At 69.5% G+C, this 20242-nt stretch carries 12 protein-coding genes; 3 read left to right on the top strand and 9 right to left on the bottom strand.

Annotated elements, in window-relative coordinates:
* Positions 1 to 825 precede the first annotated feature (825 nt).
* Complete coding sequence (locus BM066_RS24540) at positions 826 to 1164, top strand: hypothetical protein (RefSeq protein ID WP_218150944.1); 339 nt, start codon at positions 826 to 828, stop codon at positions 1162 to 1164.
* A 61-nt stretch (positions 1165 to 1225) separates the two neighbouring features.
* On the opposite strand, the gene BM066_RS24535 is transcribed toward BM066_RS24540, so the two are convergent.
* The 5 genes from BM066_RS24535 to BM066_RS24515 form a co-directional block, all read right to left on the bottom strand.
* Positions 1226 to 4051 carry a [protein-PII] uridylyltransferase gene (locus BM066_RS24535; protein WP_089931002.1) on the bottom strand — a complete coding sequence of 942 codons (2826 nt, stop codon included), beginning with the start codon at positions 4049 to 4051 and terminating at the stop codon, positions 1226 to 1228.
* 83 nt (positions 4052 to 4134) lie between these two features.
* Positions 4135 to 6834 carry a DNA mismatch repair protein MutS gene (gene mutS, locus BM066_RS24530; protein ID WP_018113068.1) on the bottom strand — a complete coding sequence of 900 codons (2700 nt, stop codon included), beginning with the start codon at positions 6832 to 6834 and terminating at the stop codon, positions 4135 to 4137.
* Positions 6835 to 7183: 349 nt separating this feature from the next.
* Complete coding sequence (dnaJ, locus tag BM066_RS24525; protein WP_018113069.1) at positions 7184 to 8335, bottom strand: molecular chaperone DnaJ; 1152 nt, start codon at positions 8333 to 8335, stop codon at positions 7184 to 7186.
* A 139-nt stretch (positions 8336 to 8474) separates the two neighbouring features.
* Complete coding sequence (gene dnaK / locus BM066_RS24520) at positions 8475 to 10370, bottom strand: molecular chaperone DnaK (RefSeq protein ID WP_089931000.1); 1896 nt, start codon at positions 10368 to 10370, stop codon at positions 8475 to 8477.
* A 378-nt stretch (positions 10371 to 10748) separates the two neighbouring features.
* Positions 10749 to 13391: a M1 family metallopeptidase gene (locus BM066_RS24515; protein WP_255367715.1), complete on the bottom strand. Its 2643-nt coding sequence runs from the start codon at positions 13389 to 13391 to the stop codon at positions 10749 to 10751.
* Positions 13392 to 13518: 127 nt separating this feature from the next.
* On the opposite strand from BM066_RS24515, the gene BM066_RS24510 reads away from it, so the two are divergent.
* Complete coding sequence (locus BM066_RS24510) at positions 13519 to 14136, top strand: alpha-ketoglutarate-dependent dioxygenase AlkB (protein WP_026176375.1); 618 nt, start codon at positions 13519 to 13521, stop codon at positions 14134 to 14136.
* 186 nt (positions 14137 to 14322) lie between these two features.
* Here the strand turns inward: BM066_RS24510 and dnaA are convergent, their stop codons facing one another.
* The 4 genes from dnaA to BM066_RS24490 all read right to left on the bottom strand — a co-directional run bounded on the left by dnaA (position 14323) and on the right by BM066_RS24490 (position 18443).
* A complete protein-coding gene (gene dnaA, locus BM066_RS24505; RefSeq protein ID WP_089930996.1) occupies positions 14323 to 15804 on the bottom strand; it encodes a chromosomal replication initiator protein DnaA in 1482 nt (493 codons plus the stop codon).
* Between the two features lie 417 nt (positions 15805 to 16221).
* The gene (rpsT, locus tag BM066_RS24500) at positions 16222 to 16497 is read right to left on the bottom strand and encodes a 30S ribosomal protein S20 (protein WP_018060940.1); all 276 of its coding nucleotides are present in this window, start codon (positions 16495 to 16497) and stop codon (positions 16222 to 16224) included.
* Positions 16498 to 16635: 138 nt separating this feature from the next.
* On the bottom strand, positions 16636 to 17424 hold the full coding sequence (locus BM066_RS24495; RefSeq protein WP_089930995.1) for an enoyl-CoA hydratase: 789 nt from the start codon (positions 17422 to 17424) through the stop codon (positions 16636 to 16638).
* 116 nt (positions 17425 to 17540) lie between these two features.
* Positions 17541 to 18443 (bottom strand): LysR family transcriptional regulator, encoded by a 903-nt coding sequence (locus BM066_RS24490; protein WP_089930993.1) that lies wholly within the window; start codon positions 18441 to 18443, stop codon positions 17541 to 17543.
* A 180-nt stretch (positions 18444 to 18623) separates the two neighbouring features.
* Here BM066_RS24490 and BM066_RS24485 point away from each other — a divergent pair, with 180 nt between their 5' ends.
* Entirely contained in the window at positions 18624 to 19607 is a 984-nt protein-coding gene (locus BM066_RS24485; protein ID WP_089930991.1) for a quinone oxidoreductase family protein, read from the top strand.
* Positions 19608 to 20242 lie beyond the last annotated feature (635 nt).

Below are 20242 nucleotides of genomic sequence, written 5' to 3'. Positions count from 1 at the left end.
ACACGACGGACAAGCCTTCCCGCTCGTCCACCCCCGAAGGCCGCATCGGTCGCCGTACGTGCGCCCTCCCCATGCCTTCAGGTGCAAGCAGTATGCGGCCGGTCTGAGAGGGTGAGGACAGATTGGGGTCGAGAAAGTTCAAGCTGCTGAAATTGCAGAACTCTGCTCGCTATCCGCCGAGGACAGACGCCTTTCGAACCCTCTCCCGGCGGGAGAGGGAGGGGCCCAAGCGAAGCTTGGGAGGGTGAGGGACTAAACCGTCTGACGGCGCGCCGGCAGGGCGTCGGCGAGAAATCGGACAGGGCGTAACTCCTCTCCCTCCCACGACTTCGTCGCGGGTCCCTCCCTCTCCCTCCGGGAGAGGGTTCAAGAAAAGCCCGCCCTCACGTCCTCCGCCAGCGGCGAGGCCGCGCCTTGACTCGGCCAGACGCCAGAGCTCCGATCCACCAAGGCTTTAAGGCGTGGCCGCATCCAGGGCGGATGGGCGTTTGCGAAGCGGCTATTCGGAACGTCAGCTCAGGGCGGTTGTCAGACGTCAGCCCCGCGTCTCAGCCACCTGGATCAGGAGGCCACTAGGTTCGTCGTGGAGGGCGGCCCGCCAAGACTGCTTCACACCGTCAACTGTTTCGAGCCGGAGGCGCATGACATCTCCGCCCCGTCGCGTCGCGACCTCTGGAAAGGTCGCTCTTACGGCATCTAACAGCCAGCCCTGCGGGTTGCTCTTCCGAAGCTCGACCGTCTTCGTCTCGCTACCGTGCGTGATGTGATAGCGGAAAAGCGGCATATCGAACTCCGGCTGAGCCTTGCCGGATATCAGCAGACATTGTGAAGGTCACCAACGGGTGGAAGTCGGCCTTCAAAGGCAATAGGCTCGGCCAAATGCCTGAGCCCAAGATAATCTTGCAACTCCCCATTGAGGATAGATCGAGCCTGTCCGCGTTCGTCGAAAAATGCCTCCTTGAGAAGGCGTCGCTCATCGCCATCGTGGGCAATGGTTGTGCGGAAACCGAAGATGAGATCGACGGATTGATTGTCGGCGACGGAGCAGACGACAGCCGTTTCATTACGACCACCAGCCATCCGGACGAGACACTTGAAGAAGTAATCGAGTTCGCCAGTTGGTGGGGCGACGCGGACGCTCCAACACGGGTCATTAGACTCTGAATGTCCGCTTGGGGTCGAAGCGTACCATCGCCTCAGCGCCTCAAAACAGACCTCGCGCCCCCTACCGCGCCACGCTGGCCCGCGCCCGCTTCAGCCCTGGCCGGGTGTTCGGCGCCCCGGCCTCGTTCTGCTCCAGGGCCGCCAGCAGGTCGGCCTTCAGGGCCGCGACCTTCCTGGCGTCGGCCACCTTCCCGCCCTCCGCGGTCTGCACGTAGAAGGCGTCGACCGCCCGCTCGCCGTAGCCGTCGATGTGGGCCGACTGGATGGACAGGCCGTTGTCGGCCAGGGTGCGGGCCAGGGCCTGCAGCAGGCCGGGGCGGTCGCGGCCCGAGGCCTCGACCACCGTGGCCTCGTTGGAGGCCTCGTTGTCGACCACCACCGTCGGGGCGATCGAGAAGGCGGCGGTGCGCGACAGCTCGCCGCCGCGCCGGGGCTCGACGACGATCGGCTCGCCGCGGCCGGCCGCCTCCAGGGCGTCGGCCAGACGGCGCAGGGCGCGCGGGTTCTCGCAGCCCAGGGGCGCGCCGGTCACGTCCTGCACATGGAAGACGTCCAGGGCCTGGCCCTGGCGCGAGGTGAAGACCCGGGCCCCGACGACGTTGCCGCCCAGCGACGAGATGGCCAGGGCCAGGTCGGCGAACAGGCCGCGGCGGTCCCTGGCGGCCACCACGATCTCGGCGGCGTTGGCGCCTGAGGGCACCCGGCCCTCGGCGGCGGCCCCGCCCTGGATCGCCGCGCGGCGGGCCAGCTCGGCGTGGGCCTTCAGGTCGTCCAGGGCGAAGGCCCCGAAATAGGCCGCCTCCATGGCCTGGGCCCAGCCCTTGGCGGCCGGGTCGGCCTGGACCAGGGCCCCGCGCGCGGCCTCGGCGGCGGCTTCCTGGTGGCGCTGGACGCTGGCGGCGGCGTCGCTGCCGCGACCGCCGCGGAACACCGCCTCGGTGGCGTTGTAGAGCTCGCGCAGCAGCTGGCCCTTCCAGCCGTTCCAGACGCCCGGACCGACGGCCCGGATGTCGGCGACGGTGATCACCAGTAGCAGGCGCAGGCGCTCGGGGTTCTCGACGATGCGGGCGAAGGCGGCGACCGTGCCGGGATCGGCCACGTCGCGCTTCTGGGCGAAGTCGCTCATCACCAGGTGGTTCTCGACCAGCCAGGCGACCAGCTCGACCTTGGCGCGGTCGACGCCCAGGCGCTCGCAGGCGCTGCGGGCGCTGCGGGCCCCGGCCTTCTCCTGGCCGCCCACCCCGCCCTTGCCGGTGTCGTGCAGCAGCATGGCCAGGAACAGGGCCTCGCGGTCCTCGATCAGCGGCATGATCGACACGGCCAGCGGGTGGTCGTCGACCAGGCGGCCGGCGGCCATGTCGCCGATCAGCCCCACCGCCCGCAGGGTGTGCTCGTCCACCGTGTAGGAGTGGTACATGTTGAACTGCATCTGGGCGACGACGCGGCCGAACTCCGGGAGGAACCGGCCCAGCACCCCGGCGTCGTTCATCAGGGTCAGGGTGCGGTAGGACCGCTTGCCGTAGGCCAGCAGCTGCAGGAAGGCCTTGGTCGCCTGCGGGTCGCGGCGGACCTTGGAGGTGATCAGGTTCAGGTTGCGCGTCACCGCCGTGAAGGCGTCGGGATGCAGGTCCAGGTCGCGGTCGTCGGCGGTCTTGAACAGGCGGATCAGGTTGACCGGGTCGGCCTCGAACACCTGCGGACCGTCGATGTTCAGCCGGCCGCCGTCCTCGTAGAAGCCGGCCACGTCCAGGGCCTTGCGCTTGGGCCGGCCGCCGCCGGGCAGGAAGCGCGAGATGCCCTTGGGCTCGTGCTTGAAATGCTCGGCCTCCAGCTTGGCCGAGAAGGCGCGGGTCAGGGCCCCGACCTCCTTGGCCACCAGGAAGTAGCGGCGCATGAAGCGCTCGACGGCCGGGGCGTCGCCGCGGTCGCCATAGCCCATGCGGCGGGCGATCTCGGGCTGCAGGTCGAAGGTCAGGCGCTCTTCGGGCCGGCCGGTGGCGAAGTGCAGGTGGGCGCGCACGGCGTGCAGGAAGTCGAAGGCGCGGATGAAGCCCTTGGCCTCGCGGCGGTCGAACACCTCCAGCAGGAACACGTCCTCGGGCCGGTCGACCGGGTGCAGGTATTCGGCGATCCACATCAGGGTGTGCAGGTCGCGCAGCCCGCCCTTGCCCTCCTTGACGTTGGGCTCGACCATGTAGCGGCTGGCGCCGGCCCGGGCCTGGCGGTCGTCGCGCTCCTTCAGCTTGGCCGAGACGAAGGCCGCGCCGGTGCCCTTCATGACGTCGTCGCGGAAGCGCTTCTTCAGCTCCTCGGCCAGGCGCTCGTCGCCGGTCAGGCGGCGGGCCTCCAGGATCGAGGTGCGGATCGTGTAGTCTTCCTTGGAGAGCTTGACGCACTCCTCGATGGTCCGCGAGGCGTGGCCGACCTTGAAGCCCAGGTCCCACAGCGCATACAGCATGAACTCGATCACGCTCTCGGCGTGCGGCGTCTGCTTGTAGGGCCGCAGGAACAGCAGGTCGATGTCGCTGAACGGCGCCAGGGTGCGGCGGCCGTAGCCGCCCACGGCCAGCAGGCACAGGCGCTCGCCCTCGGTCGGGTTGCGGGCCCGGAACACGTGGACGGTGGTGAAGTCGTAGAGGGCGGTGATCACCTCGTCGGTGACGCCGCTGAGCAGGCGGGCCGTCTCCAGGCCGCCGGCCCCGTTCTCCAGGCGCTCCTTGGCGATCATCCGGCCGCGAAACAGCGCCTGTTTCAGGATCTCGATGGCGCGGGCCCGCTGGCCCGCCTCGTCGCCGATCAGGTCGAGGGCGGCGGCCGACAGCCGGGCGCGCAGGGCGTGGCCGTCGACGACATGTTCCAGCGGGGTGGGGCGAAGGCGGCGGGGCATGGGACCAATATAGGCTTGCGTGACGTGATCGCCGAACCCAGCCAAGAACCCGGTGAGGCGACCCGCGCCCTACCTATACGATGTCAGGTCTTGAGCAGAGCCTTAAGACGGTAAAGCGCGTCGAGCGCCTCGCGGGGGCTCATGCCGTCGACGTCCAGGTCGGCCAGCGCCGCGTCGGTGCGGCTGGGCGCCGCCATAACGGGCACCGAGATGGGCGCGCTGGCCGCGAACAGCGGCAGCTCGTCCAGCCTGGCCGGCGATTCGGTCTTGCTCTCCAGGCGGTCCAGCACCTCCTTGGCGCGGGCCACGACCTGGGGCGGCACGCCGGCCAGCTTGGCCACCTGGACGCCATAGGAGCGGTCGGCGGGACCGTCGGCGGCCTCGTGCAGGAACACCAGGTCGCCGTTCCACTCCTTGGCCCGCAGGCTGAGGTTGGAGACATGGGCCATCCGCGTCTCCAGCGTGGCCAGCTCGTGATAGTGGGTGGCGAACAGCGCCCGGCAGCGATTGACGTCGTGCAGGGCCTCGGCGCAGGCCCAGGCGATGGCCAGGCCGTCATAGGTGGCCGTGCCGCGGCCGATCTCGTCCAGGATCACCAGGCTGCGCGGGCTGGCCTGGGTGAGGATGGCGGCGGTCTCGACCATCTCCATCATGAAGGTCGAGCGGCCCCGGGCAAGGTCGTCGCCGGCCCCGACGCGGCTGAACAGGCGGTCGACGACACCGAGACGAAGCGACTTGGCCGGCACGTAGCAGCCGGACTGGGCCAGGATGGCCAGCAGGGCGTTCTGGCGCAGGAAGGTCGACTTGCCGGCCATATTCGGGCCGGTGACGATCGACAGCCGCGCGCCCGCCTCGCCAGCCGCGTCCAGGCGGCAATCGTTGGGGGTGTAGGGGTCGCCGGCCCGCTTGACCGCCGCCTCGACCACCGGGTGGCGGGCGGCGCGGGCCTCGAAGGCCAGGGACCTGTCGACGGTCGGGCGCACCGCGCCGGCGTCTTCCGCCCATTCGGCCAGGGCGGCGGCGACGTCCAGCCGGGCCAGGGCCTCGGCGGCCAGCTGGATCGGCTCGGCCAGGACCACGGCCTCGGCGCGCCAGTCCTCGAAGGCCGCCACCTCCATGGCCAGGGCCCGCTCGGCCGCCTGGGCGATGCGGGCGTCCAGGTCGGCCAGCTCGACGGTGGTGAACCGCACCTGGTTGGCCAGGGTCTGGCGGTGGATGAAGGTCGCGTTCAGCGGGGGCTGGAACAGCGGGTCGGCCTTGCCGGCCGTGGCCTCGACGAAGTAGCCGAGCACGCCATTGTGGCGGATCTTCAGCGGCACGCCGCTTTCCTGGATCAGGCGGGCCTCGAGGGCGGCCACCACCCGGCGGCTGTCGTCGCGCAGGGCGCGGGCCTGGTCGAGCTCGGGCCGCACGCCGGGGGCCACGAAGCCGCCGTCGCGGGCCAGGGCCGGCAGGTCGGGGCCCAGGCCGACCTCCAGGGCGTCCAGCAGGCGCGACAGGCCGACCTGCAGCGACGGGGTCAGGGCCTTCAGCGCCGCTTCCAGCTCGGCCGGCGGCGGCGACAGCGGGTCGCTGGTCCCGCCGACCATGCCGGCCAGCTTCTCGCCGGTCTTCAGGCCATCCTTCAGGCAGCCCAGGTCGCGCGGGCCGCCGCGGCCCAGGGCTAGGCGCGACAGGGCGCGGGCCATGTCGCCGGCTCCCTTCAGCACCTCGCGCAGGCGCTCGCGCAGCGTCCGGTGGTCGACGAACCACTCCACCGCGTCCAGGCGGGCGTCGATCGCGGCCGGGTCGAGCAGAGGTCGGGCCAGGCGCGAGGCCAGCAGGCGGGCGCCGCCGGCGGTCACCGTGCGGTCGATGGCGGCCAGCAGCGAGCCGTTACGGTCGCCGCCCTGGGTGCGGTCGATCTCCAGGCTGGAGCGGGTGGCCGGGTCGATGGCCATCACGTCGGCCTCGGCCGCGCGGCGCGGGGCGCGCAGGGCCGGCAGCTTGCCGGCCTGGGTCATCTCCAGGTGGGCGGCGATCAGGCCCAGGGCGCCGATCTCGGCGCTGGACAGGCCGCCGAAGCCGTCCAGGGTGTCGACGCCGTACAGTCGCTTGACCCGGGTCTCCGAGGCCTGGGGCTCGGACAGGGCCGAGGGCATGGGCTGGATCAGGCCGCCGCAGATCTTCAGGGTCTGGGCCAGATAGTCGTCCGACAGCAGCCGGTCGGCGACCAGGGTCTCGGACGGGGCCAGGGCGGCCAGGATCGCGGCCACGGCGTCCTTGGCCACCAGGAAGCACTCGACCTCGCCGGTCGACAGCTCGACGGCCGCCACCGCCGCCTGGCCGGCCCGCACCGCGACGGCCGCCAGGCGGTTGGCGCCGCGCGCGTCCAGCAGGCCGTCCTCGGTCAGGGTGCCGGGGGTGACCACCCGGACGATGTCGCGGCGGACCACCGACTTGGAGCCGCGCTTCTTGGCCTCGGCCGGGTCCTCCATCTGCTCGCAGACGGCGACCTTGAAGCCCATGCGGATCAGCTTGGACAGATAGGCCTCGGCCGCGTGCTGCGGCACGCCGGCCATCGGGATCGGCTGGCCGTTATGGGTGCCCCGGAAGGTCTGGCTGATGCCCAGGGCGGCGGCGGCCTTGTAGGCGTCGTCGAAGAACAGCTCGTAGAAGTCGCCCATCCGGAAGAAGATCAGGGCGTCGGGCTGGCGCGCCTTCATCTCGAAGAACTGCTGCATCACCGGGGTCGCGCCGGTGGCGTCATAGGTCTGGACGGCGGGGGAGGCGGGGGCGTTCATCCCGCCGGAAGGTACAGAGCGTCGCGCCGAACGTTAAGGCTTTGGCCAGGGATATCCACAAGCCCTGGGGACTAATCCCGCGAAAACCCACCAAATCCGGGCTGACGGCGGCCGATCAACTTGCAGAAACCGCAAACCGCTTCGGCCAGATAGCCAACCTTAGCCTTGTCATCCGGGCGCAGCGAAGCGAAGACCCGGGACCGACGCCTGAGCGCCGCGCTTCCGGCGATCCCGGATCGGCGCGCTGCGCGCTTGTCCGGGACGACAGCCGTGGGCGGGCGACAGCGGAATGATGAAGGGCCCGGAACACGTTCCGGGCCCTTCTCGAATATTGTTGAGCGAAAGCCGCTTAACTGCCCGTCACTTCTTCCCAGAACCGCTTGGCCTTGCCGACGAAGTTGGCGGACTTGGGGTTCTGTTTCTCGCCGCACAGGCCGGCCAGCTCCTGCAGGAGCTCCTTCTGCCGGGCGGAGAGGTGGGTCGGGGTCTCGACGAACAGTTCGACCACCAGGTCGCCGCGCTGGCGGCTGCGCAGGGACGGCATGCCCTTGCCCTTGAGGCGGACGGTCTTGCCGGTCTGAGCGCCCTCGGGGACGCTGACCGTGACGCGGCAATGGCCGTCGCAGGCCTCGCCGCCCTTCAGACAGGGGGCCTCGATCTCGCCGCCCAGGGCCGCGACCGTCATCGGCACCGGCACGGTGCACAACAGGTCCAGGCCGTCGCGCTCGAACAGCTCGTGCGGGATCACCGACAGGAACAGGTAGAGGTCGCCGCGCGGGCCGCCGCGGGCCCCCGCGTCGCCTTCGCCGGCCAGGCGGATCCGGGCGCCGTCGTCGACGCCGGCCGGGATGCGCACCGACAGCACGCGCTCGCGGCGCACCTGGCCGTGGCCGTGGCAGTTCTGGCAGGGGTCCAGCACCAGCCGGCCCGAGCCGCCGCAGCGGGGGCAGGCGCGCTCGACCGCGAAGAAGCCTTGGGTGGCCCGCACCCGACCGGCGCCGCCGCACGAGCCGCAGACCGTCGGGCTGGTGCCGGGCTTGGCGCCGGAGCCGTCGCAGACCTCGCAGGTGATGGCGGCGGGAACCTTGATCTCGACCTCGGCGCCGGCATAAGCCTGCTCGAGGGTGATCTCCAGGTCGTAGCGCAGGTCCTGGCCGCGCTGGGGACCGTTCGACTGGCGACGGCCGCCGCCGAACATCTCGCCGAACACGTCGCCGAACACGTCGTTGAAGATGTCGCTGGCGTCGGCGCCGCCGAAGCCGCCGGGCCCGCCCTGCGGACCGTTCACCCCGGCATGGCCGAAGCGATCGTAGGCGGCGCGCTTCTGGGCGTCCGACAGCACCGAATAGGCTTCGTTGATTTCCTTGAACCGCGAGGAGGCGTTCTCGCAACCGCCATTGCGGTCGGGATGGTGCTCCATCGCCATCTTGCGGAAGGCGGCCTTGAGGGCGGCGTCATCGCAGCCACGGGCCACGCCCAGGACTTCGTAATAGTCGCGCATCGTCAGGGTCGATCACTAGCCATGTTGGAATAGGAGGTGGGAGCGCCCCCGCCCGGCCGCAAGCGGCGGGCAGGAGCCTTGTTCCCCAAAGATGTCGCGGGGGAAACCGTGCTCAGGTGTTCAGCCCCGCGACCCATGGTCACGCCGACGGCTTGGAGTCGTCGACTTCTTCGAATTCGGCGTCGACGACGCCGTCATCGGCGGCGGCTTCCTCGCCGCCTTCAGCGCCCTGCTGGGCGCTGTACATCGCCTCGCCCAGCTTCATCGACGCCTGGATCAGGGCCTGGGTCTTGGCCTGGATGGCCTCGACGTCCTCGCCTTCCAGCGCCGACTTCAGCTCGGTGATGCCGGTCTCGATCGCGGTCTTCTCCGGCGCGCCGACCTTGTCGCCGTGCTCGGCCAGGGCCTTCTCGGTCGAGTGCACGATGGCCTCGCCCTGGTTCTTGGCCTCGACCAGCGCCTTCTTCTTCTCGTCCGAGGCCTTGTTGGCCTCGGCTTCCTTGACCATGCGCTCGATGTCGGCGTCCGACAGGCCGCCATTGGCCTGGATGCGGATCGAGTGCTCCTTGTTGGTCGCCTTGTCCTTGGCGTGGACATTGACGATGCCGTTGGCGTCGATGTCGAAGGTGACCTCGATCTGCGGCACGCCGCGCGGCGCCGGCGGGATGCCCTGCAGGTCGAACTGACCCAGGAACTTGTTGTCGACGGCCATCGGGCGCTCGCCCTGGAAGGCGCGGATCGTCACGGCCGACTGGTTGTCGTCGGCGGTCGAGAAGGTCTGCGAGCGCTTGGTCGGGATGGTGGTGTTGCGCTCGATCAGCGGGGTGAACACGCCGCCCAGGGTCTCGATGCCCAGCGTCAGCGGGGTCACGTCGAGCAGCAGCACGTCCTTGACGTCGCCTTGCAGCACGCCGGCCTGGACGGCCGCGCCCAGGGCCACGACCTCATCGGGGTTGACGCCTTTGTGGGGCTCGCGGCCGAAGAAGTCCTGCACCGCCTGCTGGACCTTGGGCATGCGGCTCATGCCGCCGACCAGGATCACCTCGTCGATGTCGCTCTTCTTCAGGCCGGCGTCCTTCAGGGCCTGTTCGCACGGACCGATGGTGCGGGCGATCAGGTCTTCCACCAGGGCTTCGAGCTTGGAGCGCGACAGCTTGATGTTCAGGTGCAGCGGGCCCGACGCGTTCATCGAGATGAAGGGCAGGTTCACTTCGTACTGAGCCGTCGAGGACAGCTCCTTCTTGGCCTTTTCGGCCTCTTCGCGCAGGCGCTGCAAGGCCAGCTTGTCCTTGCGCAGGTCGACGCCCTGTTCCTTCTTGAACTCGTCGGCCAGGTAGTCGACGACGCGCAGGTCGAAGTCCTCGCCGCCCAGGAAGGTGTCGCCGTTGGTCGACTTCACCTCGAAGACGCCGTCGCCGATCTCCAGGATCGAGACGTCGAAGGTGCCGCCGCCCAGGTCGTAGACGGCGATCTTCTTGCCGTCGTTCTTTTCCAGGCCGTAGGCCAGGGCCGCGGCGGTCGGCTCGTTGATGATCCGCAGGACTTCAAGGCCGGCGATCTTGCCGGCGTCCTTGGTGGCCTGGCGCTGGGCGTCGTTGAAATAGGCCGGAACCGTGATGACCGCCTTGGTCACCGGCTCGCCCAGGTGGGTTTCGGCGGCTTCCTTCATCTTCTGCAGGATGAAGGCCGAGACTTCCTGCGGGCTGTAGTCCTTGCCGTGGGCCTTGACCCAGGCGTCGCCGGTCGGGCCCTTGACGATCTCGTAGGGCACCATGCCCTTGTCCTTCTCGACCACCGGGTCGGCGGCGTTGCGGCCGATCAGGCGCTTGATCGCGAAAAGGGTGTTGGTCGGGTTGGTGACGGCCTGGCGCTTGGCGGGCTGGCCGACGAGGCGCTCGCCGTCCTCGAGGAAAGCGACGACCGAAGGGGTGGTGCGAGCGCCCTCGGCGTTCTCGATCACCTTCGGGGTCTTGCCGTCCATGATGGCCACGCACGAGTTCGTGGTGCCAAGGTCGATACCGATAATCTTGCTCATGTTGAGACCTGCAGCTCCTGATTGGCGGACGGCGGTGACAAGGGCCTTAAGGCAAGCGCCCCGGTTTTTCTCGAGCCGTCCCCGTCTGGTCGCGTTCTAACGGTTGATCCAAATCCTCGCCCTCCAGACGATGTCCAGAGGGAAAGCGTTCGTTCAATCGAAGTTGACGAGCCCGTCAACCCCGCTTCGATGCCCGATATGGGGGATAGGCGCCAGCCTGCAAGGCCAATCCCGCAAGGAATGAAGGGGAATCGTGACCTGCGACGAAATAGGCCGCGCTCGAAAAAGCGCGGCCCTTCCGTCAGATAGCCGGCGAGAGCGGCCCGAAAGCCTCACCTCGCGTTCGCTGAATCCGCTCTTCGAGCAGGCCCCGGACCGTCAGCCGCCCTTCTTGGCGGCCCAGGCGGTGATCTGCGGCAGCGCGGCCTTGCGGGTCTTGATGCGGTCGGTGATCGACGCCACCGACTTGTCGGCCTCGCCGCGCGAGCCGGCCGGCAGGTTGGCGGCGGCGTAGGCCGTGACCTTGCCGATCATCGCCGGATCGGCCGAACCCTTGGCCAGGCCGGGGATGAACTTGGTGCGGGAGGCCGCGTCGACCTTGGCGTTCACCGCGTCCTTGTGGGCGACGGCGAAGTCGAAGGCCATGTCGGGGTGCAGCTTGGCGACGGTCGAGATCATGTTGGCCGACAGGGTCTCGCCCGGCTCGTCGGTCAGGGCCAGGTCCAGGGCCTTGGCTGCCAGGGCCGGATCCCGGGCCGCGGCCAGCTGGCTGTAGAGCTCGTCGCGGATCAGCGGGGTCTTCTCGGGCTGGGCCTGGGCGCGCAGGGCGTCCCAGGCGGCCGCGTCGGCGTTGCGGCCGACCGAGGCCAGGATCGCCTTGCGCAGCGGGCCGGGCACGGCGGTCGGGTCGGTCTTGTCGGCGGCGTAACGGCGCTTGGCCTCGGCGATCACGGCGGGGTCGCCCAGGGTGCTGAGCGCGCCGAGCAGGGTGGCGCGCAGGTTGGCGACCGGCGCCGGCTCCCCGGCCTTGGCGGTCCAGCCCACCTGCTGGAACACCGGCGACAGGCGGGCGATCGCCAGCTTGCGGAAGGCGGCCCGGTCGGCCGGCGCGCTGTCGTACATGGCGTCGACATTGGTCAGGATCCCGGCGATCTTGCCCCAGACCTGGGGATCGGCGTCGGCCGGGGCGGCCACGGCCAGGTCCAGGGCGTCGGTGACCGCCTGCTGGCCGTTCAGGCCCAGGGCCCAGGCGTCGGAAATCACGCCCAGCTGGTCGATGGCCGGCAGCTTGGCGAAGCTGGCCGTGACGCCAGCGAAGGCCTTGGGCGCGTAGAGGGTGCGGAAATAGCCGGCTTGGCCGGCGTTGACGATCACCGGGCCGCAACCGTCGACGCTCAAGCTTCCCTTGCCGCCCTCGACCAGGGTCTTGGACACGCTGCTGGAGCCGGCGACCTGGGCCGAGACCGGCACCCGCCAGGCCAGGGGGGTCTTGCCCGGCTTGTCGCGACTGAACTCGCCCTGGGTCAGGGCGACCGGCGTCTTGCCGGCCGCGCAGGCCCCGGCCTCGACGGTGATCAGCGGAATGCCCGGCTGCAGGGTGAAGTCGTGGGCGATGGCGGTGATCGGCGTGCCGGCGGCGGCCTCGACCTCGCGCCACAGGTCGTCGGTCTGGGTGCTGCCGTGGGCGTTGGCCTTGATGTAGCGGCGCACGCCGTCGCGCCAGGCCTCGTGGCCGACATAGGCCTCGAGCATGCGGATGACCGCCTCGCCCTTCTGGTAGGTGATGCCGTCGAAGGCCTGGCTGGCCTGGTCGACCGTCTCGACATGCTGGACCACCGGGTGGGTGGTCGACAGCGAGTCCAGCCCCATGGCGTATTCGCGGCCGCCGACCGCGCTCAGTTGGCTGTTCCATTCGGGGTGGAACCGCTCGGCGGCGCGGCCCTCCATCCACGAAGCGAAGCCTTCGTTCAGCCACAGATCGTCCCACCACGACATGGTGACCAGGTCGCCGAACCACTGGTGGGCCATTTCGTGGGCCACGGTGGTGTAGATGTTCTGGCGGTCGGCCTGGGTGGAGATCGCCGGATCCTCCAGCAGCGCGTATTCGAAGTAGAAGATCGCGCCCCAGTTCTCCATGGCGCTGAAGAACTGGCTCTGGCCTGGGGCGGCGATGTGATCCAGCTTCGGCAGCGGGTAGGGGACGCCGAAATAGTCGTTGTACCACTGCAGGATCGGGCCCGACGACTTCAGGGCGAAGTCGGCCTTGGCCAGGTCGCCCTTCTTGGTGATCACGCCCATCTCGACGTCGCCAACCTTGGCGGTGGCGCGGTCGAAGTCGCCCAGGCCGAAGAACAGCAGGTAGGTCGACATCTTCGGCGAGGTGGCGAAGGTGACCTTGGACTTGCCGCCGCCGAGGTCCTGCGTCTTGCTGATCGGCATGTTGCCGATGGCCATCTGGCCGGTCGGGACGGTGACCTGGACGTCGTAGGTGGCCTTGAAGAACGGCTCGTCCCACGAGGGGATGAAGCGGCGGGCGTCGGAGTTCTCGAACTGGGTGTAGAGCGCGCGCTTCTTGCCCTGGTCGGTGTCGTAGTCCAGGGCGAACAGGCCGGCGGCCTGCTTGTAGATCTTGCCGCTGTAGTCGATGGCCAGGACGTGGGCGCCCTTGGCGACCGGCTTGTCGAAGGTGAAGGTGGCGGTCTGGGCCTCGGCGTCGACGCTGACCTTGGCGACACCTCCCTTGGCGCCGCCTGGGCCGGCGATCTCGGCCTTGGCGAAGGTCAGGTCGGCGGCCTGCAGGGTGATGGTCCTGGTCGGGGCGGCGACGTCGATGTCGATCCTCACCGAGGCGGTGAAGGTCAGCGCGTCGGCGTCGGGCGTGAAGGCCAGGTCATAGTGGGTCGGGACCACGCCGCGCGGCAGCTGGGTCGTGACGGTGGCGGCGGTGATCGCCGACTTCGTCGGCGCCGGGGCCGGAGCGGCGGTCGCGGCCAGGGCCGATCCGGCAGCAAGGACGAGCACGGCGGCAGCCGCGGAAGAGAGAAGTCGACGCATGAACGGCCCTGGATTGCAAAATTTGTTCGGCAGACGTGCCCCCGGGGCGCGAAACAACACTGTCCGAACGCGTCTGGCGCATTAAATCTCCGTAATGATTAGATCGATCAGCGTCATGCCGGGTTTCGACCTCTGGCCGGGGTTGCTGGACTCCGAGGCCCAGGGCGATCTGGCGCGCCTGGCGCTGGCGGCGTTCGCGATCGCGCCGCCCGCCCGCTACGAGACCGCCCATGGCAAGGCGATGAGCGTGGCCATGAGCAGTTTCGGCCCGCTGGGCTGGACCAGTGACCGGGCCGGCTATCGCTACGCCGACCGCCATCCGGCCACCGGCCGGCCCTGGCCAGCCATGCCCCAGGCCCTGCTCGACCTCTGGACGGCGCTGGGCGATCCGCAGACCCCGCCGGACTCCGCCCTGATCAACCTCTATCGCGGCGACGCCCGCATGGGCCTGCACCAGGACCGCGACGAGGCCGATCCGCGCTTTCCGGTGCTGTCGATCTCGCTGGGCGACACCGCGGTGTTCCGGATCGGCGGGACCGCGCGCAGGGACCCGACCCGGTCGCTGAAGCTGTCGTCCGGCGACGTCTGCCGCCTGTCGGGCCCGTCGCGGCTGGCCTTCCACGGGGTGGACCGCATCCTGCCGGGCTCGTCGGGGCTGATCCCGGGGGGAGGGCGGATCAACATCACGCTGAGGCGGGCGGCGGGGGTGTAAGCCGCTTGCCCCCACCTGACGGCTTCGCCGTCTGTCCGCCCCCATAGGGGGCGGAGCCTTCAGGCTTAGGCTCTTCCCCCTATGGGGGAAGACGGCCGAAGGCCAGTAGGGGGCAAGTGCTTACCGCACGAAAAAGGGGCGGCCCCATCGGGACGGCCCCTTTTTGTCACCCGCGAAGACTGAACCTCAGCCGCGCAGCTTCCGCGTGATGGTCTCCAGGTCCTGGCTCAGGGCCGGGTCCTCGGCGCGCAGGGCCTCGATGCGGCGCACGGCGTGCAGGACGGTGGTGTGGTCGCGGCCGCCGAACCGCCGGCCGATGTCGGGCAGCGAGCGGGTGGTCAGCTGCTTGGCCAGCCACATGGCCGCCTGGCGCGGGCGGGCGATGGCGCGGTTGCGGCGCTCGCTGAGCAGGTCGGCCTGCTTCATGCCGTAGTGCTCGGACGTGGCCTTCTGGATGTCGTCGATGGTGATGCGCTTCTCGCCGGCCCGCAGGTGCGGCCGCAGGATCGCCTGAACCTCGTCCAGGGTCAGGCGCGAGACGCCTTCGCCGGCCCGGGCCGACAGGGTGTTCAGCGCGCCTTCCAGCTCGCGGACGCTGTCGGTGAAGCGGTCGGCCAGGAAGTTCAGCACCTCGGCGCGCATCGTCGGCTCGAAGCCGTGCTGGCGCGACAGGGCCTGCAGCTTGCGGTCCAGGATGCCCAGGCGCAGGGCGCGGTCGGCCGGCTCCAGGCCGCAGACCAGGCCCGCCGACAGGTGCGAGCGCAGGCGGGCGTCCATCTCGGTCATCGCCGCCGGGGCGCGGTCCGAGGAGAACACCACCCGGCGGCCGTCCTCGACCAGGGCGGTCAGGGTGTGGAACAGCTCTTCCTGGCTCGACTGCTTGCCGGCGATGAAGTGCACGTCGTCGATGATCAGCAGGTCGGCGCCGCGCAGCTCTTCCTTGAAGGCCGCGGTCTGGCGATCCATCACCGCCCGCACGAAGGTCGACAGAAAGCGCTCGGCGGTCAGATAGACCACGCGCTTGGTCGGGGCCTGGCGCATGGCCTCCCAGGCCAGGGCGTTGAGCAGGTGGGTCTTGCCGAAGCCGTAGGGGCCGTGGAACAGCACAGGATTGAAGTGGCCGTCGGCCCAGCTGGCCACCCGGCGCGCCACGGCGTGGGCGAACTCGTTGGCCGGACCTGGCACGAAGGTGTCGAAGGTGAAGCGTTCCTGCAGGCCCTGGACCGGCGACGGCTTGGCGCCGTGGGCCGAGGCCGCGGGGGCCAGGCCGGGCACGTCGCTGGACACCGGCAGCACGATCTCGATCGGCTCGGCCTTGGCTTCGAAGCCGGCGGCGGTCGCGCCGCCGGCGGCCTCGAACTCCAGGCGCGACTTCAGGTCCAGCCGGCGCGCGGTGGGGTCGTTGGCGGCCCACAGCTCGCTGACGCGACGCCAGGCGCTGCGGCGAATCCAGTCGCGCGCGATCCCGGTCGGAGTCACCACCACCACGTCGCCGGCCTGGCCTTCACGCAGCGCAGCCGGCGCGATCCACGAGCCGAAAGCCGCGTCGCCCAGCTCGCGCTTCAGCACCACGCACACCTTGTTCCAGACGACGCCCGCAGGCTCGCAGGCAACCGTCGAGAACGCAGCCGAGAACTCTTGGGTCACTACCCCGCCTTTGGTCGTCATCGGTCACCGCCTCGTATGTCGTGTCATCCCCGATCGCCGCCCCCCATGGCGCACGACCGTGCCGCAAAACCCTTCGCTACCCAGCAGACACAGGGGCTTGATCGGCGAACGCAAGGGTTCCGCCGCCGCCAGTGATCTCCATGGACTGGAAGAGCGTTGAGACGCTTAAACTAGCCAGCGGCCCCCGCCGGTCAAACGGAAAACTTGCGTCCGTCGGCGGATATTTCTGTTGACTCGACAGACGTCCTCGCCCGCCAAGGGAATGCTATTTCCGGGCCCGATGTTCACCCCATGGATTGTCCTGGGGACAATCCTGACTTTGAAAAAAGGCAATAGAAAAAGCCGACCGAGTTTCCTCGATCGGCTTCTCTAAGTCTTTGATTTCGCTCGCCGAACGGCGTTCGGCGAGAAACTGGATTAGGCCGCGGCCTGATCAAGCTTCTTCAGGCGGGCCGCCAGGCGCGAAACCTTGCGCGAGCCGGTGTTGGGGTGGACGACGCCCTTGGAGACGGCGCGCATCAGTTCCGATTGCGCTTCGATGAACGCGGCCTTGGCGACGGCCTTGTCGCCGGCGGCCAGGGCGTCTTCGAACTTGCGCAGGAAGGTGCGCACGCGCGAGCGGCGAGCGGTGTTCACTTCGGTGCGACGGGCGATCTTACGGATCGCTTTCTTGGCGCCGGGATTATTGGCCATGAGTTGGACCTTCAAACGGACAGCCGCGCGGGCAGCCGCGAAGCAGGAGAAATCAAGAGCGCGCGGATATACGGGAACGGCCGCCGTGGGTCAATCCACAGATGGCCCAGAATCTCGCGCGGGCGGTCGAACAGCCGTTCACGACCCCTTGAACGCCGGTTTGCGCTTCTCGACGAAGGCGGCCATGCCTTCCTTTTGGTCGTCGAAGGCGAACAGCGAGTGGAACAGCCGCCGTTCCAGCTGAACGCCGGTGCTGAGCGTGGTCTCGTAGGCGGCGTTGACCAGCTCTTTGTTCATCGCCGCGGCCAGCGGCGACTGGGCGGCGATCTTGGCGGCCACGGCCAGGGCCTCGTCGACCAGGGTGTCGGCCGGGAAGATCCGCGACGCCAGGCCGGCGCGCTCGGCCTCCTCGGCCCCCATCATCCGGCCGGTCAGGATCATGTCCATGGCCTTGGACTTGCCGACCAGCCGCGTCAGGCGCTGGGTGCCGCCGATGCCGGGGGCGACGCCGAGATTGATCTCCGGCTGGCCGAACTTGGCCGTGTCGGCGGCCAGGATGAAGTCGCACATCATCGCCAGCTCGCAGCCGCCGCCCAGGGCGTAGCCGGCCACCGCGGCGATGATCGGCTTGCGGGTCCCCTCGATGGCCCGGGCCCCGGCGGCGAAGAAGTCGTCCTTGAACATCTGGGCGTACGACTTGTCGGACATCTCCTTGATGTCGGCCCCGGCCGCGAAGGCCTTGGCCGAGCCGGTGATCACGATGCAGCCGATCGCCTCGTCGGCCTGGGCCGCCGCCAGGGCCTGGCCCAGCTCGGCCAGCAGGACGGTGTTGAGGGCGTTCAGCGCCTCGGGCCTGTTCAGCCGGATCAGGGTCACGCCGGGCGCGGCCTCGGGGGTCTCGACGATCAGGGTCTGGAACGCGGCCATCGACGGGTCTCCTGTTGAGCGCCGCTGTTATAGAGGGGCGGGCGGCGTTGGGGAGTCCCTGGGGGTGGCGCGGGCGAACCTTCGCCGCTCCAGAGTCCCGCTCGCTCGAAAATGCTCTAGGCGCCGGTCTTCTCGTGCGCCGCGCGGGCGGCCAGGGCATGGTCGATCACCGCCCGCACCTTGGGCGACAGCTGCCGGGCGGCCGGATAGAGGGCGTAGAGCTCGCGATCGGCGACCCGCCAATCGCCGAACGTCAGCTCGATCAACTCAGGAAAGCGGCCGGCCAACCCCCTGGGCAGATAGCTGACGCCCAGGCCGCTCCGCGCGGCGAGGGCGCCGAGGGACAGATCGTCGACCGAAGCGCCCAGCGCGCGGGGCATGAAGGTGAAGGTCTCGCCGCCCGCGTGGACGAACCGCCAACCGTGGATCGGCGGCGTGACGACGGCGGGCAGGCGGACCAGACGACGGGGATGATCCAGGCGGGCGACCTCCGGCCAGCGCTCCAAGAACGCGCGGCTCGCGAACACGCCATAGGGCGCGGCCCACAGCTTGCGGGCCACATGACGACCGTCCGGCAGCGGAGCCAGTTGGAAGGCGACATCGACGCCCTCCTCGATAAGGTCCGGAACCCCATTGGTCAGGCGCAGGTCCATGACCAGGTCGGGGTGGGCCGCGGCGAAGTCCAGCAGTTGGGGCGCGAACTCTTCGTTGCACACGTGATATGGGGCGGTGACCGTCAGCCGTCCCGAGAGACGGGAGCCGCACAGATCCAGGCCGCGCGTGGCGGCCTCGATCTCGTCCATGGCCGCCGCGCAGCGCTCGGCGAAGGCGCGGCCGTCGTCGGTAAGGCCAACGGCGCGGGTGGTGCGGCGCAGCAGCTGGGTCTTGAGCCGCTCTTCCAGGGCCGCCACCCGGCGGCTGACCGAGCTGGTCGGCAGGCCCAGGCTTCTGGCGGCCGCCACGAAACTGCCCTCGCGCGCCACCCGCAGAAAGATCGCCACGTCGTCATAGCCCAGCATGCGATCGCTCCTCGCCCGCGCTTTGAAGAGTCAGATCGAGGCCCGCGCCACCGACCGCAAGGCGGGAATTATCCCAACCATGGAAAACAGAGCTCCATGAGCATGGATTGTCCCGCCAGCCCACGGACGGCATCTCCTCTGCGCCTCGCAGCCATCGCGAGGCATTGAGGAGTTGAACCCATGAAAGCGCTTGTCCAGGATCAGATCGGCTCTCCCCTCGACGTCGTGGAGCTGCGGGAGGTTCCAAAGCCGCGCGTCGGACCCGGTCAGACGATGGTGCGGATGGTCGCCGCCGGGGTCCACCCGGGCGACTTCTTTTTCACCCAGGGCCTCTATCCCGAAGCCAAGCGGCCTCAGTTGCCAGGCCAGGTCGTCGGTAACCACGGCGTGGGGCGCGTGGTCTCCGGCGGCGACCGCGCCGACCTGGCGCCGGGGACCCTGGTCGCCTTCAGCGCCGGCCGCGTATGGGCCGAGTACGCGGCGATCGACACGGCGGCGCTGATCCCGCTGCCGGACGGCTATCCGGTCGAACGCGCCACCCAGCTGATGCCGGCGATCACCGCTCGCGACGTGCTGACCGCCAGCGAAGTCCAGGCCGGCCAGTGGCTGGCGGTGACGGCGGGCCACTCGCTGGTCTCCAGCCTCCTGATCCAGATGGCGCGCCGACGCGGCGTGCGGGTGTTGGCGGTCGTCCGCCGACGGATCGGCGGCCGCGACCTGGAGGCGCTGGGCGCCGAAGCGGTGATTGCGCTTTCCGACCTCCAGGGTTCGCTGGCCGAGGCCGTGCACGCCGTCACGGGCGGGGCGGGACTCAACGGCGTCGTCGACGCCGTCGGCGGCGAGGCTCTAACCCAGCTGCTGGAGGTCCTGGCCTTCCGCGGTCGGGCGGTGATCGTCGGCGCTTATGATCTCCGGCCCTTCAAGGCCTCGGCGCTGAAGGTGCTGATGGACCTGCAGGAGATCCGTTCCTACGTCTATCGCTACTTCTTCGAACCGCCGGCCGCCGGGGACGCCGACTATCTGAAGGGCGTCCTCGACGAATTGGCCGATCCCGCCACGGTCGTGCCCATCGCGGGCCGGCACCGCCTGGAAAACTTCCGCGAAGCCCTGGAGGAGACCGCCGCACGCCCAGAAGCTGGCAAGCGCGTTCTGGTGTTCGATTAACCCGCTTGGGAGAAGAACGCCCGGAAATTGGAACGAACCCCAGGCCCGTTCCAGGCGCCCGCCCCGACCCGGGCCAGCCTCGCACCGGGCACGCCGCGGCTTCGCCGTTGCGGTCCGCGCGAAGCCGGGGACGCGCACTCACGACGGAACGTCGGCCAGATCGCGGAGCGGTCGAGGTGAGTGCGTGTCCCCCGAGCCGTCCAGGGGTTTGCCGGAGGGGCTCGGAGGCGACAGCGGGGATCCAGCCGCGTCTATCCCCGTCGTCCGCGCGCAAAACCCCAAGCCTTTCAACGTCCTGAGAAATAATCAGCGTCACCGATCCGCCAGCGGTCAGACCGCGTGCACAATCATAGCCGTCTCCGTCGCGGGGGAGGGCGCTTGGTACCGACCCGAAGCGGCGATGGAGATGGAACCGAGCGGGGCCGCCTGGGCCTGGCGATCGGCTCCTGGCGGGCGGCGGGGCTCAGAAGGTCCCAAGGTTCGGCGGGAACGATGGCGGGACAGGCGGGTCGACGGGGCCGGGAGGTTCAAACCGGCCTGTTCCAGGATCTGTCGGAGTCGCCGACGGCCCCTTCCGGGCGACTTTGATCCTGCCCGTCCGAGGGGAAACGTCGACCGGGATGAAACAAGCCCTC

It is taken from the genome of Caulobacter sp. UNC279MFTsu5.1 (assembly GCF_900114015.1).
In the GTDB taxonomy this organism is placed as follows: Bacteria; Pseudomonadota; Alphaproteobacteria; order Caulobacterales; family Caulobacteraceae; genus Caulobacter.
Note: the sequence above shows the minus strand (reverse complement) of the source record. Positions and strands in the feature narration are given on the sequence as shown.